The sequence below is a fragment of the Pseudomonas sp. LPB0260 genome, assembly GCF_013388395.1.
In genome coordinates, this window is the sequence record NZ_CP058247.1 from 429,495 (window position 1) to 449,963 (window position 20,469).

Annotated in this window: 13 protein-coding genes; 6 read left to right on the top strand and 7 right to left on the bottom strand. The window is 64.9% G+C overall.

What is annotated here, in order from left to right; genetic code table 11:
* Positions 1 to 27: 27 nt before the first annotated feature.
* Positions 28 to 537, top strand: a complete 510-nt coding sequence (locus LPB260_RS01830; RefSeq protein ID WP_208706945.1) for an HPP family protein — start codon at positions 28 to 30, stop codon at positions 535 to 537.
* A 72-nt stretch (positions 538 to 609) separates the two neighbouring features.
* Here the strand turns inward: LPB260_RS01830 and LPB260_RS01835 are convergent, their stop codons facing one another.
* From LPB260_RS01835 to nfuA, 3 genes are all read right to left on the bottom strand, one after another.
* Positions 610 to 1,572, bottom strand: coding sequence for a sensor domain-containing diguanylate cyclase (locus LPB260_RS01835; protein WP_208706946.1), 963 nt, complete (start codon positions 1,570 to 1,572; stop codon positions 610 to 612).
* Positions 1,573 to 1,574: 2 nt separating this feature from the next.
* Positions 1,575 to 2,576, bottom strand: a complete 1,002-nt coding sequence (locus tag LPB260_RS01840; RefSeq protein WP_208706947.1) for a response regulator — start codon at positions 2,574 to 2,576, stop codon at positions 1,575 to 1,577.
* Between the two features lie 140 nt (positions 2,577 to 2,716).
* A complete protein-coding gene (gene nfuA / locus LPB260_RS01845; RefSeq protein ID WP_208706948.1) occupies positions 2,717 to 3,301 on the bottom strand; it encodes a Fe-S biogenesis protein NfuA in 585 nt (194 codons plus the stop codon).
* A gap of 143 nt (positions 3,302 to 3,444) precedes the next feature.
* Between nfuA and LPB260_RS01850 the strand changes: the two genes are divergently transcribed.
* Together LPB260_RS01850 and LPB260_RS01855 are read left to right on the top strand one after the other, a co-directional pair.
* Positions 3,445 to 4,200, top strand: a complete 756-nt coding sequence (locus tag LPB260_RS01850) for a thioredoxin family protein (RefSeq protein WP_208706949.1) — start codon at positions 3,445 to 3,447, stop codon at positions 4,198 to 4,200.
* A 122-nt stretch (positions 4,201 to 4,322) separates the two neighbouring features.
* Entirely contained in the window at positions 4,323 to 4,739 is a 417-nt protein-coding gene (locus LPB260_RS01855) for a universal stress protein (protein ID WP_208706950.1), read from the top strand.
* A 16-nt stretch (positions 4,740 to 4,755) separates the two neighbouring features.
* Here LPB260_RS01855 and LPB260_RS01860 read toward each other — a convergent pair whose 3' ends face one another.
* Complete coding sequence (locus LPB260_RS01860) at positions 4,756 to 7,035, bottom strand: fatty acid cis/trans isomerase (RefSeq protein ID WP_208706951.1); 2,280 nt, start codon at positions 7,033 to 7,035, stop codon at positions 4,756 to 4,758.
* A gap of 123 nt (positions 7,036 to 7,158) precedes the next feature.
* Here LPB260_RS01860 and metH point away from each other — a divergent pair, with 123 nt between their 5' ends.
* Both metH and LPB260_RS01870 read left to right on the top strand, forming a co-directional pair.
* Positions 7,159 to 10,920 (top strand): methionine synthase, encoded by a 3,762-nt coding sequence (gene metH, locus LPB260_RS01865; protein WP_371926103.1) that lies wholly within the window; start codon positions 7,159 to 7,161, stop codon positions 10,918 to 10,920.
* A gap of 162 nt (positions 10,921 to 11,082) precedes the next feature.
* On the top strand, positions 11,083 to 11,448 hold the full coding sequence (locus LPB260_RS01870; protein ID WP_208706953.1) for a RidA family protein: 366 nt from the start codon (positions 11,083 to 11,085) through the stop codon (positions 11,446 to 11,448).
* 71 nt (positions 11,449 to 11,519) lie between these two features.
* On the opposite strand, the gene LPB260_RS01875 is transcribed toward LPB260_RS01870, so the two are convergent.
* Complete coding sequence (locus LPB260_RS01875) at positions 11,520 to 13,643, bottom strand: tetratricopeptide repeat-containing sulfotransferase family protein (protein ID WP_218281498.1); 2,124 nt, start codon at positions 13,641 to 13,643, stop codon at positions 11,520 to 11,522.
* A 398-nt stretch (positions 13,644 to 14,041) separates the two neighbouring features.
* Between LPB260_RS01875 and LPB260_RS01880 the strand changes: the two genes are divergently transcribed.
* Positions 14,042 to 17,635 carry an autotransporter outer membrane beta-barrel domain-containing protein gene (locus LPB260_RS01880; protein ID WP_208706955.1) on the top strand — a complete coding sequence of 1,198 codons (3,594 nt, stop codon included), beginning with the start codon at positions 14,042 to 14,044 and terminating at the stop codon, positions 17,633 to 17,635.
* Positions 17,636 to 17,782: 147 nt separating this feature from the next.
* On the opposite strand, the gene LPB260_RS01885 is transcribed toward LPB260_RS01880, so the two are convergent.
* Together LPB260_RS01885 and LPB260_RS01890 are read right to left on the bottom strand one after the other, a co-directional pair.
* Complete coding sequence (locus LPB260_RS01885) at positions 17,783 to 19,684, bottom strand: hypothetical protein (protein WP_208706956.1); 1,902 nt, start codon at positions 19,682 to 19,684, stop codon at positions 17,783 to 17,785.
* A 60-nt stretch (positions 19,685 to 19,744) separates the two neighbouring features.
* On the bottom strand, positions 19,745 to 20,401 hold the full coding sequence (locus tag LPB260_RS01890; protein ID WP_208706957.1) for a Fe2+-dependent dioxygenase: 657 nt from the start codon (positions 20,399 to 20,401) through the stop codon (positions 19,745 to 19,747).
* Positions 20,402 to 20,469 lie beyond the last annotated feature (68 nt).

Below are 20,469 nucleotides of genomic sequence, written 5' to 3' on the forward strand. Positions count from 1 at the left end.
CTGCAACCCCACCACCGAGAGCCCCCGATGACGCCTTACCTTCACACACTCCGCAGCCAAGCCAGCGCCCTGCCACCCCGCGCACCAGCCCGGCAGATAGCGCTGGCTTGGCTCGGCGGCGCTCTGGCCATAGCCTGCGTGGCCAACGTCGCCGAGTTGCTATCACTCGGTCTACTGCTGGGATCCTTCGGCGCATCCTGCGTGCTGGTATTCGGCTACCCCGAATTGCCCTTCTCGCAGCCACGCAATGTGCTGGTCGGGCACCTGTTGAGTAGCCTGACCGGTCTGCTGTTTCTGCATCTGCTTGGCCCGCAGTGGTGGTCGCTTTCGCTCGCAGTAGGCAGCGCCATCGCCCTGATGATGCTGACTCGCAGCGTCCACCCGCCGGCGGGTTCGAATCCGGTGATCATCTTTCTCGCCCTGCCGGGCTGGGACTTCCTGCTGTTCCCCACGCTGTTCGGAGGGCTACTGCTGATCGCAGTGGCGCTGCTGTACAACAACGCCACGCGCGGCGGTCGCTATCCGCAGTACTGGTAACGACGGTGTGCTGACGGCCGTTTAGGCGGGTCGGGCTCAGCGCCTGAGACCGACCCGCAGGTGTAACCGAGCCTAGACGGGAACCTGGTGAAGGCTGGTGCGGTTGCGCCCGCCTTTCTTGGAAGCATAGAGGGCGTGATCGGCCCACTCGATAAGTTGCTCGTGGCCAGTGCTGGGCGGAGCAAGGTCGGCAACCCCAAGACTGATGGTCACCGGGATGACCACGCCATCGTGCTCCACCCGCATGGCCTCGACGGCCAGACGCAAGCGCTCGGCGAACAGCTGTGCACCCTTGGCATCGGTGTCCGGCAGCAGCACGGCGAACTCTTCGCCACCGTATCGGCCGGCGATGTCGTTGGTGCGCACATGCGCCAACACCAGGTTGGCAACGCCCTGAATCACCTTGTCGCCGGCCTGATGGCCATAGGTGTCGTTGACCTTCTTGAAGTGATCGATATCGAACATCACCAGGGAAGCCATGGTCCGGTAACGCTGGTGGCGGGCATATTCGAGGCGCAGGGCTTCTTCCCAGTGCCCGCGGTTGTTCAGGCCGGTGAGCCGATCGGTGCTGGACAGGCGTTTGAGTTCCAGGTTGGCGGCCTGCAGCTGACGCTTGTTGGTCGCCACCTCGGTGACGTCGTAGATGATCACGCAGATGTGCGCGACCTCGCTGTTGGTGGCCCGCAGCGGTATCAGGGTGACGTTCTGATACATGTGGTCTTCCTGCCCGGTGATCGGCTGGTAGTTCTTGAAGCGCACCAGGTAGGGTCGCTGCTCCCAGATGGTGAAGGCAGGCGTTCCCAGCAGCGCGACGGTCTCCAGCTTGTTGCGGAACCAGTCCTCGTCCACTTCGGGGAAGACCTCGAAGAAGGACTGCTGATGAACCTCGCTGGGCGGGCGCCCGGAGTGGTTCTCCATGAAGCTGTTCCAGATCTCGACCCGGTATTCGCGATCGAGCATGATCACGCCGACGTCGATGCTCTGCACGGTCGCCATCAGCCAGTGAAACTCGTTGAGATCCAGCAGTGCGCTCATGATCAGCTCATCAGATAGGCGGTTTTAAGGGAAAGTCGGGCCACCGAGTCCTCGGTGAAGAGCAGCAGCAGGTCGAAATGAATGTCGTGCCCTTCCAGGCTGTAGCTGAGCTCGACCGCCAGGGTCTTCCTCCAGCGGCGCTGGTTGACGCGAATCAGTTCCTCGATGGGCGAATGCTGGCCGAGTACCACCGGATGGCCCTGGGAGAAGCTCACATCGAGCTGCGCGGCGATGCCGCTCAAGCAGGCGCCGATCAGGATGCTGGCCAGGTCCAGCAGCATCTCCAGCTCGCCAGCCTGATTGACCGGCTTCCAGCGCATCAGCTTGGCCATGTCACGCACTTCGGAGTCGTGGAAGATCAGCAGCGCCTCGCCGGCGATGCCGCTGCCGATATAGCCCTGACACACCGCCGACAGCTTGTCGCTCTGCTGCGCGTTGGCCAGGGCCATGTGCAGTTCGCCGACTTCGAGGATATTGACGTTGGGGATAGGCAAGCGGACGAACACATCCAGCTGCCTGGCCAACAAGGCGGCCGCCTGGCCCATCGCCACGTTCACCACTTCGCGGAAAGCATCGCGAAACTGCACATTGGGCTCATCGGCGTCGATCTCGGCAGCCGACTCGGGCGAAGGCTCGCCGAGCAGGCCGAAATCGAGCAGGGTGCGCCGCAACAGCTCGGGGTCGACGGGTTTCTTCAGGAAGGCCAGGGCGCCGAGTTCGGCCACCCGCTTGATCGCCTCGTCCTGAACGTCACCGGACACCACGATGACCTGGGTATCGAGCGCCTCGTCGCGGATGGCGGCCAGGACCTCATAACCGTCCAGCTCCGGCATCGTCAGATCGAGCAGCACCAGGCCTATGCCGCCGCGGCGCAGGGCTTCGAGCCCTTCTCGGCCGTTGACGGCCTGGACCACGGCGACCGGCCAATCCGCGGGCAAGGCTCGGATCAGCTGCTTACGCGCCATATTGGAGTCATCACACACCAGCAGCGAGGAAATCGACAAGGTCGCAGACTCTTTTTGGGAAAACATATTGTTATTTTCGGCCAGCATAGCAGCACCTTGCCCCAAGATGCACAGCCCAGGTGTGTGCGGGCCATAAACGAAAAAGGCGACCCGTAGGTCGCCTTTCTTGCTCTGCTGCCTCAGTAGTAGGCATTTTCCTTGTTGCTGTGGTCGGTCACGTCGCGCACCCCTTTGAGTTCGGGGATGCGCTCGAGCAAGGTCCTCTCGATGCCTTCCTTGAGGGTCACGTCCGCCTGGCCGCAGCCCTGGCAGCCGCCGCCGAACTGCAGTACGGCGATGCCGTCATCGACCACGTCGATCAGGCTGACCTGGCCGCCATGGCTGGCCAGGCCCGGATTGATCTCGGTCTGCAGGTAGTAGTTGATACGCTCGTTGATCGGACTGTCTTCATTGACCATAGGCACCTTGGCGTTCGGCGCCTTGATGGTCAGCTGGCCGCCCATGCGGTCGGTGGCGTAGTCCACCACGGCATCTTCCAGGAACGGCTCGCTGACCGCATCGATCCAGGCGGTGAAGCTGGCCAGGGCCAGGGCAGTATCCTCGGCCTTCTGCTCGCCCGGCTTGCAATAGGCGATGCAGGTTTCCGCATATTGGGTGCCCGGCTGGGTGATGAAGATGCGGATGCCGATGCCGGTGGTGTTCTGCTTGCTCAGCAGATCGGCGAGATAATCGTGTGCGGCGTCAGTAATGGTGATGGTGCTCATGGCAACTCCTCGCAAACATGGGCGCAGTGTACGCCAACCAGCGCGCTTGGTTAAAGCCTGAGCGTTTCTGTCGGATAAGCAGCCGTGTAACGATCGCCGGCGCCGCGGGTCCACTGACTAGGTCACCGCGTGAGCGCTCCACCATGAACCTGCTGCTGCCTGTCCTTTCGCTCGCCTTGCTGCTGTCGGGTCCCATCGCCCTGGGGGCCGAGCTACTGCGTTTCAGCAGCGGCGCGGCGCCCACACCGGTGCTGGAACTGTTCACCTCGCAGGGCTGCAGTTCCTGTCCGCCCGCCGACCGCTGGTTGTCCCGGCTGCGCGAGCATCCGCAGCTGTGGCAGGGCCTGATTCCCCTGGCCTTCCATGTCGATTACTGGGATCGACTGGGATGGCCCGACCCCTTCGCCAATCCGGCTCACAGTGCGCGGCAGCGTGGCTATGCACGCAGCAGCGCCAGTCGAAGTGTCTACACCCCGGGTTTCATCCTGGCGGGACGCGAGTGGCGCGGCTGGTTCCGGGGCGAGCCACTCGACCTGCCCAGCGGCGCCGAGGTTGGCACACTGACGTTACGGCTGGACGGCGACAGCCTGCGGCTGGCCTTCGACGCCAGCGCAACTGCGCCGGCGGGGCTCATCGCCCACGTCGCGCGCCTGGGGTTCGGCCTGCACACCCGAGTCAGCCGGGGCGAAAACGCCGGCAGCCTGCTGACCCATGATTTCGTAGTGCTGAGCCTGCAACAGATCGCCGCCAGAACACCGAACCGCTGGATCACTCGCCTGCCACACGAGCCGCGCGGTGAGCGCCAGGCCATAGTCGCCTGGCTCAGTGCCCCCGGGGATTTGGCCCCCTATCAGGCTGTCGGCGGCTGGCTACCCAGGCAACGCCCCGGTGCCCGCTGAAGCATCGGGCCAACCGGCAAGATCCGCACTCGACCGCGCCCAGGCCATTCATCTGCAATACTTGCTGGAGAGTCGCGGCTTTAGCAGGTGAAGCCACCCGCCATCAGCAAGGAGTGTCCCTGATGTATCGCCAAATCATGATTCCGGTCGACCTAGACCATGTCGAGCGCCTGGAAAAGGCCCTGAATACCGGTGCCGACCTGGCCAAACTCTACGATGTGCCCGTGTGCTACGTCGGCGTATCGGGCAACACCCCCAGTGCCATCGCACACAACCCTACCGAGTTCGCGGCCAAGATGCAGGCCTTCGGCGAGGCTCAGGCGCAGAAGTACGGACTGAGCAAAGTCGGCACCGCCACCTATATCAGCCATGACCCGGCCGTAGACCTGGACAAGACCCTGTTGAAGGCGGCCAAGGAACAGGGCGCCGACCTGGTGGTCATGGCCTCCCACGTGCCGGGGTTGGCAGAACACCTGTTCGCCTCCAACGCCGGGTATTTCGCCTCCTACTCCGACGCCTCGGTGCTGGTCGTGCGATAGACCCGAGCGGCGCCCGCTACAGGTTTTCGTAGCGATTCATATCCAGCACCGCCGCCTCGATGGGCTCGGTCTCGCGGATATAGGCCGCGAGATCGTGGAAGTAGCGCCAGAACTCGGGATGGCTGCGGCGGATGCCCCAGCGTTCTACCACAGGCTCGAACGCCGTGGGATCACTCGCCCGCTCCAGCGCCGCAACGAACGCGGGGACCTCTGCGGCCCTAAGGCTGAACATGAAGTTGGGATAACTGCTCAGCACGCCGGGATAGAGGGTCAGGGTGTCGCGCTCAGGCTGGTAGCGCAGCGCCTCGCCGAGCATGAAGGCCACGTTGCTGTGCGTACGATTGCGCAGCAGGCTGTAGACCTCGCGCCGCCCGTTTGCCTGCTCGACCCGCAGCAAGGTGGTCTCAGGGAGCTGGTTGATCACCTTGAGCTCGGCGGCCGGCCTGCTCGCCAGGCGGCTCAGCGCCTGCTCGACGCCCTGCAGCTCACTGCCGATTCCCTCGCGGAAGCAGCGCGAGCCGTTGCAGCGATTGATCGGGTCCGGTCGCGCATTCAAGTCGGCGTAGCGCAGCAGGAGCGACTCGGCGAAGCCGCCCTTGGGGTCCGCAAGCGGCAGCAACAGCCCACTGGCCGAGCGACTGTCGATTCCCGGGTAGTCCAGCCACAGCTTCAACTTGCCACTCTTCTGGTACCAGTCGTCCAACAACCCCAGGCGTGATTCGGCCGGCATCAGGCGCAGGAAGTTCTGCTCGGCGCCATTGCGGATCAGGTCGAAATACAGGCGGGTCTGCGCCTGGTGGGAGACGTTGCCATACACGTCGAAATTCACCACCAACTGGTAATAGGTGCGCTCCAGCAGCGGGAAGTCCATCCACCACAGGGTCTGCGGAACCGCGCCGATCAGGCCCTTGCGCACCGAGGCGCTGTCGTGTTGGCGGAAGATCGACAGCAGCGCGTTGTCGTTGCCGCTCCAGATGTGCGACCAGTCCGGTGCCGGCGCCGTGGCATAGGCCTGCATGCGTAGCCTTTCATATTCATTGCGCTTGTCGCGGTAATCGAGCCAGAGCCCCAGCAGGTCGCCGATGGCGTCGAACTGGCCGGGCATGGCCAAGAGCGGCGTGGCCCTGGCACGGTAGGCAGCATCGGTCAGATAGAGGTCGTGGCGCGGGTCCTGGAACAGGGTCCAGAAGTTGTCGCGGATCACGTCGGTGGCGATCTGCCCGCGGCAGACCGGGCCGCGGATAAAGGTGCGCACGAAGTACTCGGCGTCATCGAGCATGAACTGGTAACGCGCCTGCGGCGGAATCGCCGCGAAGGTCGCGAAGGGGTTGGCGCGGCGCTGGGCGCCATAACCCGGCAGGCTGTCCACCTGCCAGTCATCGGCGAAGAACAGCGCCTTGACCCGGGCCAGCTTGGCAGCGCTCAGGCCATAGGTGATGTGGGTCTTGTGCACAATCACGCCCTGCACCGGCGCCAGACGGTAATAGAAGGCGGTGCCCGGGTCCTCGTTGGGGCGGCGCGTGGCGATCGGATCGACCGACTGGCCGCTCGGTGTCCGGGAGCGCAGCAGCTGAAAGAAGTGCCCCGGCTCGCCGCCGGCAACATGCAGGTGGGCGAGGAACAGATGCTCGTACAGCCAGCGCGCGACCAGCGCCTCACGGTCGCCGTCGGCATTGAGCAAGCCTTCCCACGCGGCGATCTGCCGGGCTTCGGCGGCGCTCGGCCGCAACACCTGCTGGTCGATCGCCGCGCCTTCGGCCAGCCAGCGTTGCAGGGTCCGGTAGTCGTCCGAGGCCAGGCCGGTCACGGCAAAGGGCATGCCGGCTTGCGGGTTCTCCCGGGCGTAGGTCGAAAACTCATCCGGCAGCGGACACCGGTTGCTGCGCTTGATGCCGATCTCCAGACTTTCCGGCAGCCTGGCATTGGCCGGCAGCGGCGTCTGGTGCCCCAGTTCGAGCAGGCGCGCCATCAATGCGGCCTGGCTGTCCTGGCCCTCCACCACCGAGAAGAAGCCCTTGCGCCGCCAGGCCTGCGCTCCCTGGGCGTCGAGAAACAGCCGGGTGGCGGCCTGCGCCTCGGTACGCACGCCGTCGTACACCGGCAGCTTGTGGGCGCCGCGGGCGGTGCCTTCGCCGCTGCCCAGGTTGAGCTGGCAGGGCGAGTCGTAGCACGCGTGGCAAGCGACGCAGTAGCGACTGAAGATCGGCTGCACATCGCGGCCATAGGACACCGGCTCCGTCGCCCAGGCCGGGCAGATGAACAGCAGGCAGGCGCTCAGCAGTGCACGGTACGGCATATCCCTGTTCCCTCTGTGGCCATCCCCGGATTCTACGCGTCGCGACTGCACCCAGGGGGCCAGGCCAACATGAGCATCATTCATGCAAATGACCGACCTGCTCCAAAAGCGCACAGCTTTGCTATGATCGCCGCCCACAGTTTCCGCTTTGCTCAGGTAGTACCGTCCATGCCCTCGTCCGATCGCAGCGCCCGCCTCCAAGCCCTCCAGAACGCCCTGAAGGAGCGCATCCTGATCCTCGATGGCGGCATGGGCACCATGATCCAGAGCTACAAGCTGGAGGAAGAAGACTACCGCGGCGAGCGTTTCGCCGACTGGCCCCAGGACGTCAAAGGCAACAACGACCTGCTGATCCTCAGCCGTCCGGACGTCATCAGTGCCATCGAGAAGGCCTACCTGGACGCCGGCGCCGACATCCTCGAGACCAACACCTTCAACGCCACCCAGATCTCCCAGGCCGATTACGGCATGGAAGCGCTGGTCTACGAGCTGAACGTACAAGGCGCACGCCTGGCCAGAGCGGTGGCCGACGCCAAGACCACCGAGACCCCGCACCGCCCGCGCTTCGTCGCCGGCGTGCTCGGCCCGACCAGTCGTACCTGCTCGATCTCCCCGGACGTCAATGACCCCGGCTACCGCAACGTCACCTTCGACGAGCTGGTGGACAACTACACCGAGGCCACCCGCGGCCTGATCGAGGGCGGCGCCGACCTGATCCTGATCGAGACCATCTTCGATACCCTCAATGCCAAGGCGGCGATCTTCGCCGTACAGCAGGTGTTCGAGGAAGACGGCGTCGAACTGCCGATCATGATTTCCGGCACCATCACCGATGCCTCCGGCCGCACCCTGTCCGGGCAGACCACCGAGGCCTTCTGGAACTCGGTGCGCCATGCCCAGCCGATCTCCGTGGGCCTGAACTGCGCCCTGGGGGCCAAGGAACTGCGCCCCTACCTGGAGGAGCTGTCGACCAAGGCCGAGACCCATGTCTCCGCCCACCCCAACGCCGGCCTGCCCAACGCCTTCGGCGAGTACGACGAGAGCCCGGCGGAAATGGCCGCGGTGGTCGAGGAGTTCGCCGCCTCGGGCTTCCTCAACATCATCGGTGGCTGCTGCGGCACCACACCGGCGCATATCCAGGCGATCGCCGAGGCCGTGGCCAAGTACCCGCCGCGCGCCCTTCCGGACATCCCCAAGGCCTGCCGCCTGTCGGGCCTGGAGCCCTTCACCATCGATCGCAACTCGCTGTTCGTCAACGTCGGCGAGCGCACCAATATCACCGGCAGCGCCAAGTTCGCCCGGCTGATCCGCGAGGAAAACTACAGCGAAGCCCTGGAGGTGGCCCTGCAGCAGGTGGAAGCCGGCGCCCAGGTGATCGACATCAACATGGACGAGGGCATGCTCGACTCCAAGGCGGCGATGGTGAAGTTCCTCAACCTGATCGCCGGCGAGCCGGACATTTCCCGCGTGCCGATCATGATCGACTCCTCCAAGTGGGAGGTGATCGAGGCCGGCCTCAAATGCATCCAGGGCAAGGGCATCGTCAACTCGATCTCCATGAAGGAAGGCGTCGAGCAGTTCAAGCACCACGCCAAGCTGTGCAAGCGCTACGGCGCCGCCGTGGTGGTGATGGCCTTCGACGAAGCCGGCCAGGCCGACACCCAGGCGCGCAAGGAAGAGATCTGCCAGCGCAGCTACGACATCCTGGTCAATGAAGTGGGCTTCCCCCCGGAAGACATCATCTTCGACCCGAACATCTTCGCCGTGGCCACCGGCATCGAGGAACACAACAACTACGCGGTCGACTTCATCAACGCCTGCGCCTATATCCGCGACAAGCTGCCCTACGCGCTGAGCTCGGGCGGGGTGTCCAACGTGTCGTTCTCGTTCCGCGGCAACAACCCGGTGCGCGAGGCGATCCACTCGGTCTTCCTCTACTACGCGATCCAGAACGGCCTGACCATGGGCATCGTCAACGCCGGCCAGCTGGAGATCTACGACGAGATTCCCAAGCAGCTGCGCGACGCCGTGGAGGATGTCGTGCTCAACCGCAACGCCGGCGCCACCGAGGCGCTGCTGGCCATCGCCGACCAGTACAAGGGCGACGGCAGCGTCAAGGAAGTGGAAAACGAGGAATGGCGTTCGCTGCCGGTCAACCAGCGCCTGGAGCACGCCCTGGTCAAGGGCATCACCGCCTTCATCGTCGAGGACACCGAGGAATGCCGCCAGCAGTGCGCGCGGCCCATCGAGGTGATCGAGGGGCCGCTGATGAGCGGCATGAACATCGTTGGCGACCTGTTCGGCTCGGGCAAAATGTTCCTGCCCCAGGTGGTCAAGTCGGCGCGGGTGATGAAGCAGGCGGTGGCCCATCTGATCCCCTTCATCGAGGCGGAGAAAGGCGACAAGCCGGAGGCCAAGGGCAAGATCCTCATGGCCACGGTCAAGGGCGACGTGCACGACATCGGCAAGAACATCGTCGGCGTGGTGCTGGGCTGCAACGGCTACGACATCGTCGACCTCGGCGTGATGGTGCCGGCGGAGAAGATCCTCCAGGTGGCCAAGGAGGAGAAGTGCGACATCATCGGCCTGTCCGGGCTGATCACACCCTCGCTCGACGAGATGGTGCACGTCGCCCGCGAAATGCAGCGCCAGGGCTTCAACCTGCCCCTGATGATCGGTGGCGCCACCACCTCCAAAGCCCACACCGCGGTGAAGATCGAGCCCAAGTACCAGAACGATGCGGTGGTCTACGTCACCGACGCCTCCCGCGCGGTGGGCGTGGCCACCCAGTTGCTGTCCAAGGAACTGAAGGCCGGCTTCGTCGAGAAGACCCGCGCCGACTACGTCGAGGTGCGCGAGCGCACCGCCAATCGCAGCGCCCGCACCGAGCGCCTGCCCTACGCCAAGGCCATCGAGAACAAGCCGAAGTTCGACTGGGCCGGCTACCAGCCGCCGGTGCCGAGCTTCACCGGGGTCAAGCTGCTGGACGACATCGACCTGGCGACCCTGGCCGAGTACATCGACTGGACGCCCTTCTTCATCGCCTGGGACCTGGCCGGCAAGTACCCGCGCATCCTCACCGACGAGGTGGTCGGCGAGGCTGCCACCGCCTTGTTCGACGACGCCCAGGCGATGCTGAAAAAACTGATCGACGAGAAGCTGATCAAGGCCCGCGCGATATTTGGCTTCTGGCCGGCCAACCAGGTCAACGACGACGACCTGGAGGTCTACGGCGACGATGGCCAGCCCCTGGCCACCCTGCACCACCTGCGCCAGCAGACCATCAAGCCGGACGGCAAGCCGAACCTGTCGCTGGCCGATTTCGTCGCCCCGAAGGACAGCGGCGTTCGTGACTATGTGGGCGGCTTCATCACCACCGCCGGCATCGGCGCCGAGGAAGTGGCCAAGGCCTACCAAGACAAGGGCGACGACTACAACTCGATCATGGTCAAGGCCCTGGCCGACCGCCTCGCCGAGGCCTGCGCCGAGTGGCTGCACGCCGAGGTGCGCAAGCACTGGTGGGGCTACCAGCCGGACGAGCAGCTGGACAACGAGGCGTTGATCAAGGAGCAGTACGTCGGCATCCGCCCGGCCCCCGGCTACCCGGCCTGCCCGGATCACACCGAGAAGGGCACCCTGTTCGACCTGCTCGACCCGACTGCCGAGGAAGGCAAGCCGGGCCGCAGCGGCGTGTTCCTCACCGACCACTACGCCATGTTCCCCGCCGCTGCGGTCAGCGGCTGGTACTTCGCCCACCCCCAGGCGCAATACTTCGCCGTCGGCAAGGTGGACAGGGATCAGGTGCAGAGCTACACCGCGCGCAAGGGCCAGGAACTGGCGGTCAGCGAGCGCTGGCTGGCACCGAACCTGGGCTATGACAGCTGAGTAGAAGCAGGTAGAAAACAAGGCCCGCCCCTGCGCGGGCCTTGTCGTTTAATCGCGGCTTGAAACCAGCGCGTGGCAAAGGCACCCTGCCCGGCCAGTGCCATCAGGCCCTTTGCCGCGCTTCAAGGCGGGCCGGCATTTCCGTATCAGAGGAGAACATTCATGAAGATCCACCGCATCAACCCAACCAAGCGCTGGTCGGACATCACCGTGTTCAATGGCATCGCCCACTTCGTCGAGATAGCGGACACCGACACCAAGGCCGATATCCGCGGACAGGTCGAGCAGATCTTCGCGCAAGCCGAACAGTCGCTGGCAAAGATCAACAGCGACAAATCCCGCATCCTGTCGACAACCATCTATCTCACCGACTTCGCCAATCTCGCGGCGCTGAACGAGCTGTGGGACGCCTGGTTCGAGGACGGCACGGCGCCGAGCAGGGCCTGCGTAAAGGCGGAACTGGCAAACCCCGACTATCTGGTCGAGATGACCTTTGTCGCGGCGGCGGGGGATGGTTTTACCGAGTAGCCCCGGGCCTGTTGCAGGCTATCGGCACACTGCCCGGCGAACCAGGCAGCGTGCCGCGCGAATAACGCCGGTCAGCGCTCGATCAGGTCGCCCAGCACATCGAGCAGCGGCCCCAGGTGCTGCTCGTAATGGCGCCACTTCTCCACCGAAGTCTTGTAGATCGGCTGGCGCACCTGGGTCACGCTGGCGGTGCGGATGCTGCGTTCGGTCTTGTGGAAGTCCAGGCAGGCCTCTTCCCACTCCAGGCCACAGTAGTCCAGCATCGCCCGCGCCTGGCCTTCCTGATCGGCCACCAGCTCTTCGTACTGGATCTCGTAGAAGGCATCGGCCGGCAGCACCGCGCGCCAATGCTCCATCAGCGCCGCGTAGTGGCGGTAGTAGCGGCCGAGCTCGACAAGGTCATAGCTCTGGTACTGGCTCTTGTTGAACAGCCGGGTGAAGTTGGACAGGCAGGTGTCCACCGGATTGCGCTTGACGTGGATGATCTTGGCCTTGGGCAACATCAGGTGGATCAGCCCCAGGCACTGGAAGTTCGCCGGCATCTTGTCGGTGATCCGTGCGCTGCCGGGCGCGCGCTTCTGCAAGCCGGCCACGTAACGCTCGCCCATGATCTGCAGCTCGGCCTGGGTGATACCTTCCAGGCTGGCCGGATAGGGCTGCGCCGACTGCCCGCGGGGATGGTTGGCGATCTCCAGGATGTCGTGCAGCTCGCCGGCGCCGTATACCGCCGAGTGGCTGGCCAGGATGGTCTCGGTCAGGGTGGTGCCCGAACGCGGCATGCCCAGCACGAAGATCGGCAGCTCGGAGCTGCAGCCGGCACCGCGCAAGCGATCAATGTTCTCCTGGCTGAAGAAGCCGCGGATATTCTGGTTCAGCCGGTCGGTCGCGTCGGCGCTGTAGTCGATGCGCTTGCGCTTCAACTGGCAGCCCTGCTGGTAATGCTGGAACGCCAGGTCGTACTCGCGGGTATCCTCATAGCACTTGCCGAGGGCGAAATGCAGTGGCAGGGCCTTGATCTCCGGCAGCGATTCGAGCTGCTGCGCGCTGGCCACCAACGCCGCCATGTTAGCGTCGCCCTCCTTGACCTTGTCCACCTGTACCAGCGCCAGGCGCGCGCCGAGGTTTTCCTCATCCAGGCTCAAGGCGTGCTCGAAATCGGCCCGCGCGCCCGCCATGTCGCCGTTCTCCATGCGCAGATGACCGCGGCCGAGATAGCCGGTGATCAGCTTGGGATCGAGGCTCAGGGCCTGCCGATAAGCGGCCTCGGCCTTCTCCGGGTAGCCGGATTCGGTGAGGATGCCGCCCAGTACGCTGTGCAGTTCGGCCTTGTCCGGGGCGATCTGCAAGCCCCGCAGGGCGCTGGCCTCGGCCTCGGCCAGGCAGCGCTTCTCCTGCAGCACCTTGGCCAGGCCGATACAGGCCTCCGGATACTCGGGTTTGAGCGCCAAGGCGCGGCGGAAGCCGAACTCGGCCTTGTCCAGCTGTTCCTGCAGCAAGAAGGCGGTGGCTAGGTTGCTGTGCGCCTCGGCGTAGTTCGGCCGCGCCTTGACCAGCGGCAGCAGCACCTTCAGCGCCTCCTCGGGCTGCTCGCTCTCGCAGAGCACACTGCCCAGGTTGCTCGCTGCCTCGGCATGGTCCGGGGCAATCGCCAGCACCTGGCGGTAGCAGTCGATCGCTCCGGGCTTGTCCTTCTCATCACGCAGAATGCTGCCCAGGTTGTTCAGCGCCGCCGGCATCCGCGGATTCAGCGCCAGGGCCCGCTGCTGGCAAGCCTTGGCCCGCGCCAGGTCGCCCTGATCGTAATAAGCGATGCCCAGGTTGCTCTGCGCCAGCGCCGACTGCGGCGCCAGGGCGATCGCCTGCTCACCGTGGCGTACGGCTTCCTCGAGCCGACCCAGGCGACGGCACATCTCCGCCAGGTTGCTGAGAAACTGCGCTTCCCCGGGGGCCAGCTGCACCGCCTGCTGCAGCAACTGCACGCCCAGCTCCAGGTTACCCGCCTGCTGGGCGATCACCCCCAACAGATGCAGGGCGGTCGCATGCTGCGGTGCCACTTGCAGGATCTTGCGCAGCAGCCCTTCGGCTTCGGCCAGGCGACCTGCGCCGTGGTGCTCGAAAGCCAGCTGCATGGCCTGGGGAATGCTGAGCGACTGCTGCGCCCCAGGCGCTGGGGTGTTCTGCGTAGGGGTATTCAAAGGGCAACTCCAGAAACGTGCCGGAAGGGGGCGCAACACACGCCACTTTGCATGCATGACGCCAGCTGCCGGCTGAGCGCGGCAGCGCAATGGCTGGAAAAAGCCAGCTAACGGCAGAAAAGTCAAGCCGCGCCGCCAGAAGGCCAGGCGCAGGTCGCTTCCGAGCACCCGGATGCGTCAGTCCCGACGCCATTGTCCAACAATCCGACCACTGACGCATTTGGCGCCAAATATCTGCTTTGTCACACTTGTCACGGGATTGGCGCCAATGCAATATCGCGCCTAGGATCGTCCAGAGTGGCCATCTGCCAGGAGTGCTGGATCACCTAAGAACCTACGCTGCCGCGACGCCCTACAAAAACTAAAAAAACCAATCGTCAACACACTGGACATCCTCTATGCACACACCCAAGCCCGTTCACTGGAAACGCCACGCCCTGGCCAGCGCCATCGCCCTGGCGGCCATGACAGCCCATGCCACGCCTTCGGCCAACCATCACACCGTCTCCACCTATGAGGCCCCGCTCCCCCATGTTCCGCACTACGAGACATGGGGCACCTGGACTGGCCCGACGCCCAATTACAGGCTGAACGGCACCGACAGCCTCACCGTCACCAGCAGCGGCACCATCGATGGCGGTGATGCAACAGCGGTACAGGTCGAGTCTGGCAGCACCGGCGTGGTGATCGACAACAGCGGCACCATTACCTCCAACACCGCGGGCATAAGCTCTACCAGTGGTGAAGTTGACATCGTCAACCAGGCCGGCGCGGTGATTCGTGGCACACAATATGGCGTGCGGTTTAACGAAGGTAGCGGCCTGAGCCGCAGCCTGGTCAACCATGGCTTGATCGAGACCGGTAACCGCGATGACGACCCCGTTTACGCCATCTACACCGACGGCGACTTGTCCGGCTCATTGATCAACAGTGCCAGTGGCCAGATCATCGGCCGGAACGTCGAAGAGAGTTCGCTATCGGCCTGGGGCGTACGCATTGGTGGCGGCCTGACCGGCACCCTGAGCAACCAGGGCCTTATCGAGGCCCACGCCCACGCCACAGACGACCACGAGGCCAATGCCTATGCCATTGAAATCCGCAATGCGCTGACCGGCAGCCTGAGCAACTCCGGCACCATTCGCGCCAAGGCCATCAGCGCCACCAGTTCGGCCAGCGCCTTCGGCGTGTATATTCGCGGCGCTCTGGACGGCAGCCTGAACAACTCCGGCACCATCAGTGCCGACGCCGACGCTAACGACAGGGCCGCCGCCTATGGCATCCGAATCAATGACGGCATCAGCGGCGAGCTGATCAACTCCAGCATCATCAGCGCCACCGCCGGCGCCGGCGCCCAGAAACCCAGGAGTGCCTACGCCTATGGCATCAATAACCATGGGCAACTCACCGGCAACCTGACCAACTCCGGCACCGTCAGCGCCACCGCCGAGGCAGAGCGCTGGGCCGAGGCTTACGCCATCAAAACCGGAAGCATCGCTTCCAGCCTGACCAACCAAGGCAGCATTCGCGCCAGCGCCATCAGCACCGACTCCGAGGCCAGCGCCCTCAGTGTTTATGTTACCGGCAACATAGCCGGTAGCCTGAACAACTCCGGCACCATAAGCGCCGACGCAGCGGCCTACGATAACGCCTATGCCTACGGCATCCTTATCGGCGGCAACCTCACCGGCGAGCTGAACAACTCCGGCACCATTAGCGCCAACGCCACGGGCAACTATGCCAGCGCCTATGGGATACGACTGAACGCACTGCACGGCAGCCTCACGAACTCGGGTAGCATCAGCGCCCGCGCCATCAGCCCCAACGACAGCGTCTCGGCTTACGGGATCTACATCCGCAACGGTCTGCACGACAGCGCCACGCTGACCAATAGCGGCACCATCTCCGTGCTCGGCTCTGCCGCCCAGGACAGTGTCTATGGCGGCGTGGGCATCCATGTGAACGGCGACATTGCCAGCGGCGCGCGCCTGAGCAACAGCGGCATCATCGACGTAGAGCTCGATGCACTCGTGGCGCAGACGGGCGCCGGCATCTACGTCAGTGGCACAATGGCCGGCGAACTGGTCAACAGTGGCACGATCGGGGTCCGCGCCACGCTCAAGGGAACCTCATCGAGCAACCTGCACGGCGTTTACGTGAACGCCCTCAGCGGCAGCCTGACCAACACCTCCACCGGCACCATCAGCGCATCCCTGACCATGCAGGGGGGCGATCACGAAGAATCTGTCTATGGCCTGTTCGTACGCAACCTCAGCGGCAGTTTGCTGAACCAGGGGTATATCGGTGCGACAGCCAACAGCATCGACTCGACCTCCTCCGCTTATGCCATCGCCCTGTTGCTCGACAATGTCAGCGGCACCGTCAGCAACAGCGGCACCCTGGAGGCCAGCCTGGTTGGTGCCGGCTCGTCCCAGGCCCTGTGGGCCAGGGGCACCGGCACCATCAACAACAGCGGCAAGATTCTCGGCGCGGTCAACCTGCACGGCATGAGCCTGCATAACAGCGGTCTGCTCGCCCCCGGCCTGCACAGCGAGGGTGCCGCCTCCAGCTGGATCGGCGGCGACTACACCCAGACCGCCGACGGCACGCTGCGCATCGCTGCCATGAGCGCCAGCGACTTCAGCCAGCTCAATGTCTCCGGCACCGCCTATCTGAGCAGCAACGCCAAGATCGACGTGGATGTGCGCAAAAGCAACACCCTGGCCATCGGCGAAACCCTGACCAGCGTGCTGTCGGCCGGCACCCTGGACAGCGACGGCACCTTCAAGGTCACCGACAACTCCGCCCTGTTCAACTTCCAGGGCGTGAAGAACGGCGACAGCGTCGACCTGCTGGTCAAGAAGGGCATGACTGCGCTCGACGCCGTCACCTCGACCAAGACCACTCCGGCCACCGGCGCCGCGCGCACCTTCGACCGCATCATCGACCAGGGTGCCAGCGGCGACATGCAGAGCGTCGTGGATACCCTCGGTCGCCTGGAAACCGAGCAGGAAGTCTCCGACGCCGTCAGCCAGACCCTGCCGCTGTTCACCGCCGGCATGAACCTGGCCACCAACAACGCCCTGCGCGGCGTCAGCGGCGTGGTCCAATCGCGCCAGGCCAGCCTGCAGGGCCGCGCCTCCGGCGATGCCTTCTACGGTGACGAGAAGCTCTGGCTGAAACCCTTCGGCAGCTGGGTCGAGCAGGATGACCGTGGCGGCGTGGCCGGCTACGACGCCAACATCCATGGCCTGGTCATCGGCGCCGATGCGGCCGTTTCCGAAACCGACCGCCTGGGCCTGGCCTTCGCCTACTCACGCAGCGACATCGACGGCAACTCGGCCGTCAGCCGCCAGAGCGGCGTGGTCGACAGCTACCAGCTGGTGCTGTTCGGCAGCCACAACCTGGATGCCGCCACCAGCTTCGACTACCAGCTGGATGTCGGCCACCACAACAACGAGGGCCAGCGTCACATCAACTTCGGCGGCCTGAACCGCACCGCCGAGGCCGACTACGACAGCTGGAGCGCCCACCTCGGCGGCGCCCTCTCCCACAGCCTGCAGCTGAGCGAGCAGACCCGCCTGACCCCGTCGGTGCGCGCCGACTACACCTGGATCAACGACGAGTCCTATCGCGAGAAAGGTGCCGGCGCGCTCAACCTCAACGCCGACAGCCGTACCACCGAGGCGCTGGTGCTGGGCGTCGGCAGCGAACTGGCCCACGACCTCAGCGACCGCCTGACCCTCACCGCCAAGCTGGGCGTGGGCTATGACGTGCTCAACGAGCAGGCCAGCATCACCACCGCCTTCGCCGGCGCGCCTTCGGCCAGCTTCACCACCGAGGGTCTGGACCCCAGCCCCTGGATCGCCACCGGCGGCCTGGAGCTGAGCTTCCAGGCCAACGAGCAGACCCAGCTGAGCGTCGCCTACGATGTCGAAGGCCGCGAGGACTTCACCCACCAGACCGTTTCCGCCAAGGTCCGCTGGGGGTTCTAAACCGGGTTCGGCACGCAGCAGTAACGAAAAAGCCACGGTCCTGACCGTGGCTTTTTCGTTACTGCATACCGGCAGCCGAATCCAGGCAACCCAGGCGGCCATGATGTGAACACATGGAGGCCGACCACTGGCCGCGGATTGCGCCCCTCAGGTCGCCAGGCTCAGGGCGTTCTCCACCTGCGGACAGCTAACAGCGGGCTCGATACGGATCGGCTCGGCTCCACCTGACAGCGTCTGCAGAAACCCCAGCACCTCATCGACTCGCGCCGCCCCGTCGCTTGATGCCCCCTTATAGAGAGGGAGCAACGGCTCGCCACTGACCATCAGCCGATCCAGGCGGTCCACCGGCAAACCGTTGTAGAGCACCTCATCGGTCTGCACCACCAGCACCAACGCGGCCACCGCCTTGTTCGCCAGGAGCGCCATGCCGCGGGCGAACAGCCCCTCCTGCGCCATCGGCACCACACCCCCCAAAGCGTCTAGCGTGAGGCCGTGACTGGTCACATAACAGGCAACGCCCTGCTCCATCCATTCTTGCTGGCGCTGGCGCGCCATCTGCAGCGCCTGACTGGCACCGACGCAGACTTCGACCGGGATACGCCCCTGGCCCGAGAGCAGAAGCTTCAACACCCGTGGCAGAGTCCGCCTGGAACTGTCACTTTGGCCCAGCATGGGCGCCGAGTTGACCTCGTTGATGATCGCGCCATTCTCGTGCCAAGGCCGGGTAATGTCCGGCGAAATGATGTCGATGCCCGCCACGTCGAGCCCGAACAGCGCAGCCGCCTGACAGGCAATCGCGGCGTTGTCGGGGTGCAAGCGGACCGAGTAGTCCTCGGCCAGCCCGCCCCATTGGGTGGACTCGACGCGCCGCAGGCGCGCCCAGGCACCCGCAGGCGGCACACTCGCAAGAGACCAGCCGCCCTGCTGCAGGCAGGCCAGGGCCAACGCATCGCTCGGATAAAGCGGCTCCCGCGCCCAGTTCGGCAGCGCCTGCTGGACGGCATTGGCGGCAGTGATCAGTTCGCTGATCGTGCGCTGGCCGTCGCCCTGCACCGCTACCGGCATGCGCTTTAGCGTGTACAGCACCTCGCCGCGCACCACCAGCAGGCGGTGGCACGTCCCCGCGACCTGTCGCTCCACCAGCACCTGCGAGGACAGGCCAGCCGCCTCGCGATAAGCGCTGCGCAACGACGCTTCGCTGGTGATATCCACCGTGACGCCCTCGCCCCGATCACAGTCCGTCGGTTTCACCACCAGTGGCCAACCGAACGCGGCCTGCGCCGCGACGGCCTCTGTTTCGTTGCCAACCATGCGGTGCTGCGGTGCCGGCAGGCCGGCGCGGCGCATCCATTCGCAGGCGATCCATTTGTTCTGCGCTACCGCGACTCCGAGCGCCGAATCGGAACCGACCTTGCTGTGCTGGACATGCATACGATTCGCGCCCCAGCCCAGCTGGAACAAGCCGGCACCGAGATGTCGCCAGGGAATGCCGCGCTCATGGGCACAGGCCAGCAACGGCAAGGCCGAGAGACCCACCTGCATCACCGCGCGCAGCGGCTGCAGCACCTTGACCTCCAGTTGCTGGTAGAGCGACTCTAGCGTGGTGAAGCTCTCGGGGTCTGCAGCCACCCCGAGCACCAGCAGCGTGGCGGCGTCGTAGACCAGGCAGGTGGATTGCGCAGGCACATAGTCGATATGGGCGACAGCGACCTCAGCCAACCAGCCACCCGGCCGTAGCTCGTCCGCCTGCACGGCGAGAATCCGCCCCGGTTCGAAGACCGGCATGCGCGCCGCCCGCTGCAACTCCGCTGCCACCTGCAAGATCCGCCAGCACAATGCGCCAGCCACACCGGCCGGACTCTGTTCAGCGGCGAACGGCAAAGCCGGTAGCGGGGATTGCAGTGCCAGCCCCAGTTTGTCGCGCAACCAGGCATCCAGCGCCGGCCAATCTATAACCTGTGGGCAATGGCTCAACTGCAGGCGCAGGGTTTGTTCGGGCTGGCGCAAGCGGCCACGGAAAGCGGCAGCGGAGAAGGTGGTCTGAGTCATGCGCAGTATTGATTCCGGCTAGCAATGATTAGAAAGGGTCAACTCAAGCAGCCAGGCGACTCAGTCGCCCCACATGCGCACCAGTTCCTGGACGCACTGACCGGCCTGGGTGGCCAGCTCCGCGTATTTTTCATCCTGAGACAAGGTTCGCGGGATCAGACTCAGCTTGGCGATGATTTCACGCTGGTGGGCATCGCGTACCCGGCTCTGTATCCAGCCGACCACGGCGTGGCGCGTGCCAGCGCTGACCGGCGTGACCCGGTGCAGTTCGCCGGCCGGGTAGAGCACCATGCTGCCCGCCGGCAGCTTGAAGGTGAAGGTTTGCGCGGTCGTCTGGACCACCAACTCGCCGCCTTGATAAGTGCCGGGGTCATCGAGAAACAGGGTGAAGGACACATCGGTGCGCACATCATGGATGTAGGCACCATCGGAATGCATCCCGTACTCCATGCCGACTTCATAGCGATTGATCAGCGGCCGGCCGACCATTCGCGGCATCGCGAAGGCCTGAACCACCGGATGGGAGTAGATCGCCAGCGCCAGCCTGTCGAGCAATTGCCCATGGACCGCGGCGGATAGCTGCAGATTGTGCTTGGCGGCCCTGGCCATGCCCTGGGCCGTGCGCTTGCCACTCTCGAAGGGGCCGGCCTGGATGGCCGCGGCGACGCCGGCGAGGACTTCGGCTGGCAGGGCGTTCTCGATGATCAGGTAGTTCAAGGCGGTGACCTGTAGGTAGACTGGCGCTGCGTCGGGATTCTACCCGCCCGGGCAACAGTCTCGACTGT